This is a genomic window from Nocardia amamiensis NBRC 102102 (genome assembly GCF_001612745.1).
In the GTDB taxonomy this organism is placed as follows: domain Bacteria; phylum Actinomycetota; class Actinomycetes; order Mycobacteriales; family Mycobacteriaceae; genus Nocardia; species Nocardia amamiensis.
Window position 1 is genome coordinate 1 of sequence record NZ_BDBA01000340.1, and the last position, 4,789, is coordinate 4,789.

Annotated in this window: 5 protein-coding genes; all 5 read left to right on the forward strand. The window is 68.3% G+C overall.

Annotated features, from left to right (window positions below; translation table 11 throughout):
- Positions 1-1,783: translation initiation factor IF-2 (infB, locus tag NA4_RS37255; protein WP_067480754.1), on the forward strand; the 1,783-nt coding region annotated here is incomplete at its 5' end.
- A gap of 77 nt (positions 1,784-1,860) precedes the next feature.
- Positions 1,861-2,151 carry a DUF503 domain-containing protein gene (locus NA4_RS37260; protein WP_040780537.1) on the forward strand — a complete coding sequence of 97 codons (291 nt, stop codon included), beginning with the start codon at positions 1,861-1,863 and terminating at the stop codon, positions 2,149-2,151.
- A gap of 85 nt (positions 2,152-2,236) precedes the next feature.
- Positions 2,237-2,680 (forward strand): 30S ribosome-binding factor RbfA, encoded by a 444-nt coding sequence (rbfA, locus tag NA4_RS37265; protein ID WP_067480757.1) that lies wholly within the window; start codon positions 2,237-2,239, stop codon positions 2,678-2,680.
- A gap of 13 nt (positions 2,681-2,693) precedes the next feature.
- Positions 2,694-3,695 carry a DHH family phosphoesterase gene (locus tag NA4_RS37270; RefSeq protein WP_067480760.1) on the forward strand — a complete coding sequence of 334 codons (1,002 nt, stop codon included), beginning with the start codon at positions 2,694-2,696 and terminating at the stop codon, positions 3,693-3,695.
- Positions 3,696-3,870: 175 nt separating this feature from the next.
- On the forward strand, positions 3,871-4,789 hold a 919-nt coding region (locus NA4_RS37275), incomplete at its 3' end, for an MATE family efflux transporter (protein ID WP_245671779.1).

The following is a 4,789-nucleotide window of genomic DNA, read 5'->3' on the forward strand; positions in this document are numbered from 1 at the left end:
GATCATCCGGCTCGCCCGCGGCGCCTCGCTGTCGGACTTCGCGGAGAAGATCGACGCGAACCCGGCCGCGCTGGTCCAGGCCCTGTTCAACCTGGGCGAGATGGTCACCGCGACCCAGTCGGTGAACGACGAGACCCTCGAGCTGCTCGGCGGCGAGATGAACTACGTCGTGCACGTGGTCAGCCCCGAGGACGAGGACCGCGAGCTGCTGGAGTCGTTCGACCTGACCTACGGCGAGGACGAGGGCGGCGAGGAAGACCTCGAGCAGCGTCCGCCGGTGGTGACCGTCATGGGTCACGTCGACCACGGTAAGACCCGACTGCTGGACACCATCCGCAAGGCAAACGTCCGCGAGGGCGAGGCAGGCGGCATCACCCAGCACATCGGCGCCTACCAGGTGCTCACCCATCTGGGCGACGAGAACCGGCTGATCACCTTCATCGACACCCCGGGTCACGAGGCGTTCACCGCCATGCGTGCCCGCGGTGCGAAGGCCACCGACATCGCGATCCTGGTGGTCGCCGCCGACGACGGCGTCATGCCGCAGACGGTGGAGGCGATCAACCACGCGCAGGCGGCCGACGTGCCGATCGTGGTGGCGGTCAACAAGATCGATAAGGAAGGCGCCAACCCGCAGAAGATCCGGCAGCAGCTCACCGAGTACGGCCTGGTCTCCGAGGAGTACGGCGGCGAAACCATGTTCGTCGACATCTCCGCCAAGCAGGGCACCAATATCGACGCGCTGCTCGAGGCGGTGCTGCTCACCGCGGACGCCGCCCTCGACCTGCGGGCGAACCCGGACATGGACGCCCAGGGTGTGGCCATCGAGGCGCACCTCGACCGCGGCCGCGGCCCGGTCGCCACGGTGCTGGTGCAGCGCGGCACGCTGCGCGTCGGCGACTCGATCGTCGCCGGCGACGCCTACGGTCGCGTGCGGCGCATGGTCGACGAGCACGGCGAGGACGTGGACGCGGCGCTGCCGTCGCGGCCGGTCCAGGTCATCGGCTTCACGTCGGTGCCGGGCGCCGGTGACAACCTGCTCGTCGTGGACGAGGACCGGATCGCGCGGCAGATTGCCGACCGGCGCAACGCGCGCAAGCGCAACGCGCTGGCCGCACGCAGCCGCAAGCGGATCAGCCTGGAAGATCTGGATGCCGCGCTGAAGGAGACCAGCGAGCTGAACCTGATCCTCAAGGGCGACAACTCCGGTACCGTCGAGGCCCTCGAAGAGGCGCTGCTCGGTATTCAGGTGGACGACGAGGTGCGGCTGCGGGTCATCGACCGCGGTGTCGGTGGCGTCACCGAGACCAACGTCAACCTGGCTTCGGCGTCGAACGCGATCATCATCGGGTTCAACGTCCGCGCCGAGGGCAAGGCGACCGAGCTGGCCAACCGCGAGGGCGTCGACATCCGGTACTACTCGGTGATCTACCAGGCCATCGACGAGATCGAGAAGGCCCTCAAGGGCATGCTCAAGCCGATCTACGAAGAGGTCGAGCTGGGCCGTGCCGAGATCAGGGCGATCTTCCGCTCGTCGAAGATCGGCAACATCGCCGGTTGCATGGTCACCTCGGGTTCGGTCAAGCGCAACGCCAAGGCGCGCCTGCTCCGCGACAACGTGGTGATCGCCGAGTCCATGTCGATCTCGTCGCTGCGCCGGGAGAAGGACGACGTCACCGAGGTCCGCGACGGCTACGAATGCGGTATGACGGTCACCTACTCCGACATCAAGGAAGGCGACATCATCGAGGCCTACGAGCTGCGCGAGAAGCCGCGCGACTGATAGACCGAGACGAGTTCGGACGCCGCGCCGTGTGTGCGGCGTCCGGGCCGGTCGTCCTGATTAGTGGAGGGGTGTCGGTGTACCTGGGTGCACTGGAGTTCGACTTGCTGCTCGGCGATGTGCATTCACTGAAGCAGAAGCGGTCGGTGATCCGGCCGATCCTGGCCGAATTGCAGCGCTTCGGCGTGAGTGCGGCCGAAGGCGGGGACCACGATCTCTATCGTCGTTCGCTGCTCGGCGTCGCCATGGTCAGCGCGGGCATGGACCACCTGACCGAGGTGCTGGACAGATGTGAACGCCACGTCGCGGCCCGTCCGGAGTTACAGTTGCTGGCGGTGCGCCGCCGGATCTTCGGACCCGAAGACTGACCGTGGTGCCGGACACCGTGCCAGCGATGGGCACGGCGGTCTCCGCGCCATCGAACAGAGTGTGAGTAGTGAGGAGGAAACGGCCATGGTGGATCAAGCCAGGGCACGCCGACTCGCCAAGCGGATTTCCTCGATCGTGGCCACCGCGATCGAATACGAGGTGAAGGATCCGCGGCTGCGTTTCGTGACCATCACCGACGCCAAGGTGACGGGCGATCTCCGGGAGGCGACGGTGTACTACACCGTGATGGGCGAAACCCTCGATGCCGAACCGGATTTCGAAGGCGCGGCCGCCGGTCTGGCGAAGGCCAAGGGTGTGTTGCGCTCCAAAGTGGGTGCGGGAACCGGGGTGAAGTTCACCCCGTCGCTGGCGTTCGTGCTGGACACCGTGCCCGACGCGGCGCGGCAGATGGAGGAACTGCTCGCCAAGGCGCGGGCCGCGGACGACGCGGTCGCCAAGGTGGCCGCCTCCGCCAGTCACGCGGGCGACGCCGACCCCTACAAGGTCGAACGCGACACCGACGAGTGACATGCGGTAGTCGATGACGACAATGCGGGAAACGGCCGACCTGGAAGCGGCCGTTGCGGCGCTGGACGCGGCGCGCTCGGTGACCATCCTCTGCCACGTGCAGCCCGATGCGGACACCATTGGAAGCGGTCTCGCGCTGGCGCTGGTCCTGCATCGGCGCGGGACTCCGGTGCAGGTGTCGTTCGCCGAACCGGCCGAGTTGCCGTTCTCGATGCGGTCGTTGCCGGGTGTGCGGCATCTGGTGGCGCCCGCTCAGGTGCGCGCCGAGGTGGACCTGCTCGTTACGGTCGACTGCGGTAGCGCGGCGCGGCTCGGCGTGCTCGCCGACCGATTGTCCGGCGCCGCAACGACAATGGTGATCGATCACCACCGGTCGAATACCCGCTTCGGCGCCATCAACGTGGTCGATTCCGCTGCCGAGTCCACGACGAGCGTGCTCGCGCGGCTGTTCGACGCCTGGGGCGTGCCGATCGATCCGGACGTGGCGCATTGCCTCTACGCCGGTCTGGTCACCGACACCGGCTCGTTCCGGTGGGTGCGGCCGGGTACCCACGAACTTGCCGAGCGCCTGCTGTCGACAGGGATCGATGGCGCGGCGATCGCCCGCACCTTGCTGGACACGCACCCCTTCGGGTGGCTGCCGATGCTGTCGCGAGTGCTGGCGACCGCGCGGCTCGTGCCGGACGTGCGCGGCGGCATCGGGTTGGTGTACGCGTTCGTGCACCGCGACGATGTCGACGGGGTGCGGTCGGAGGAAGTCGAGAGCGTCATCGACATCGTGCGCACGACCGCGGAAGCAGGAATCGCCGCGGTATTCAAGCAATCCCACGCCGCGCCCGATCGGTGGACGGTATCGCTGCGCTCGCGCGACAGCGGTGTCTCGGTGGGTGACGGCGTGGACGTGGCGGAGGTGGCCACGGCGCTGGGCGGCGGCGGCCACCGCTTCGCCGCCGGATACACCGCGTACGGCTCGCCCGAGGAGTTGGTCGCCGCGCTGTTGGCCGCGCTCGGGTGACGGTGTTCCCCGGCACTGGTCGGCATGAACCACGTCGCCACGAAAGATGTTCGGCCCAAAGCGATGTCGTGTCCTTTGGCATGCCCGGATTCGGGTAGGGAAGGTGTTGGTGAACGCGAATAGTTCCAGCGAGGCGGAGGTTACCGGCACGGCACCGCAGGATGCCGAGGCGCGGCTGCTCGAGGTCGACCGTGCCGCCGCGGCCGGGCCGAAACGCCTCCTCGGGCTGGCGTTGCCGACGCTCGGCGTGCTGGTCGCCGAGCCGCTCTACCTGCTGTTCGATCTCGCGGTCGTCGGTCGGCTCGATGCGCTGGCACTGGCCGGTCTCGCGGTCGGCGGATTGATTCTGGCGCAGACGAGTTCACAGCTCACTTTCCTTTCCTACGGCACCACCGCGCGGTCGGCTCGTCGCCACGGCGCGGGCGATCACCGGGGTGCGGTCGGCGAGGGCGTGCAGGCGACGTGGATCGCGATCGTGGTCGGCGCCGCGATTCTGCTGACGGCCGAGTTGTTCGCCGTGCCGCTGACGAACGCGATCGCGGGCGGCGGCGACATCGCGGGTGCGGCGCTGGAGTGGCTGCGGATCGCGCTGTTCGGCGTGCCGTTGATCCTGATCTCCATGGCGGGCAACGGCTGGTTGCGCGGCGTCCAAGAGACGCGCAGGCCGCTGGCTTATGTGGTTGCCGGACTCGTGGTTTCGGCTGCCTTGTGCCCGGTGCTGGTGCATGGATTGTTCGGCGCGCCGCGTATGGATTTGCCCGGTTCCGCCGTGGCGAATGTCGCCGGGCAGGTGGTGATGGCGGCGCTGTTTCTGAAAGCGCTGATCCGGGAAGGCGTTTCGCTGGCGCCGCAGTGGCCGGTCATGCGTGCGCAGCTCGTCCTGGGTCGCGATCTGATCATTCGCAGCTTCGCCTTCCAAGCCTGCTTCGTCTCGGCGGCCGCGGTCGCGGCCCGCTTCGGCGCCGCCTCGGTGGCCGCCCACCAGTTGGTCCTGCAGCTGTGGAACTTCCTGGCCCTCGCCTTGGACGCGTTGGCCATCGCGGCGCAGACACTCACCGGCGCCGCGCTCGGCGCGGGCGACGCCGCGGGCGCTC

Bases quoted from the DNA above. Each gene is read 5' to 3' on its own strand.
- rbfA (WP_067480757.1), top strand. From the start codon at position 2,237: ATGGTGGATCAAGCCAGGGCACGCCGACTCGCCAAGCGGATTTCCTCG.
- NA4_RS37270 (WP_067480760.1), top strand. From the start codon at position 2,694: ATGACGACAATGCGGGAAACGGCCGACCTGGAAGCGGCCGTTGCGGCG.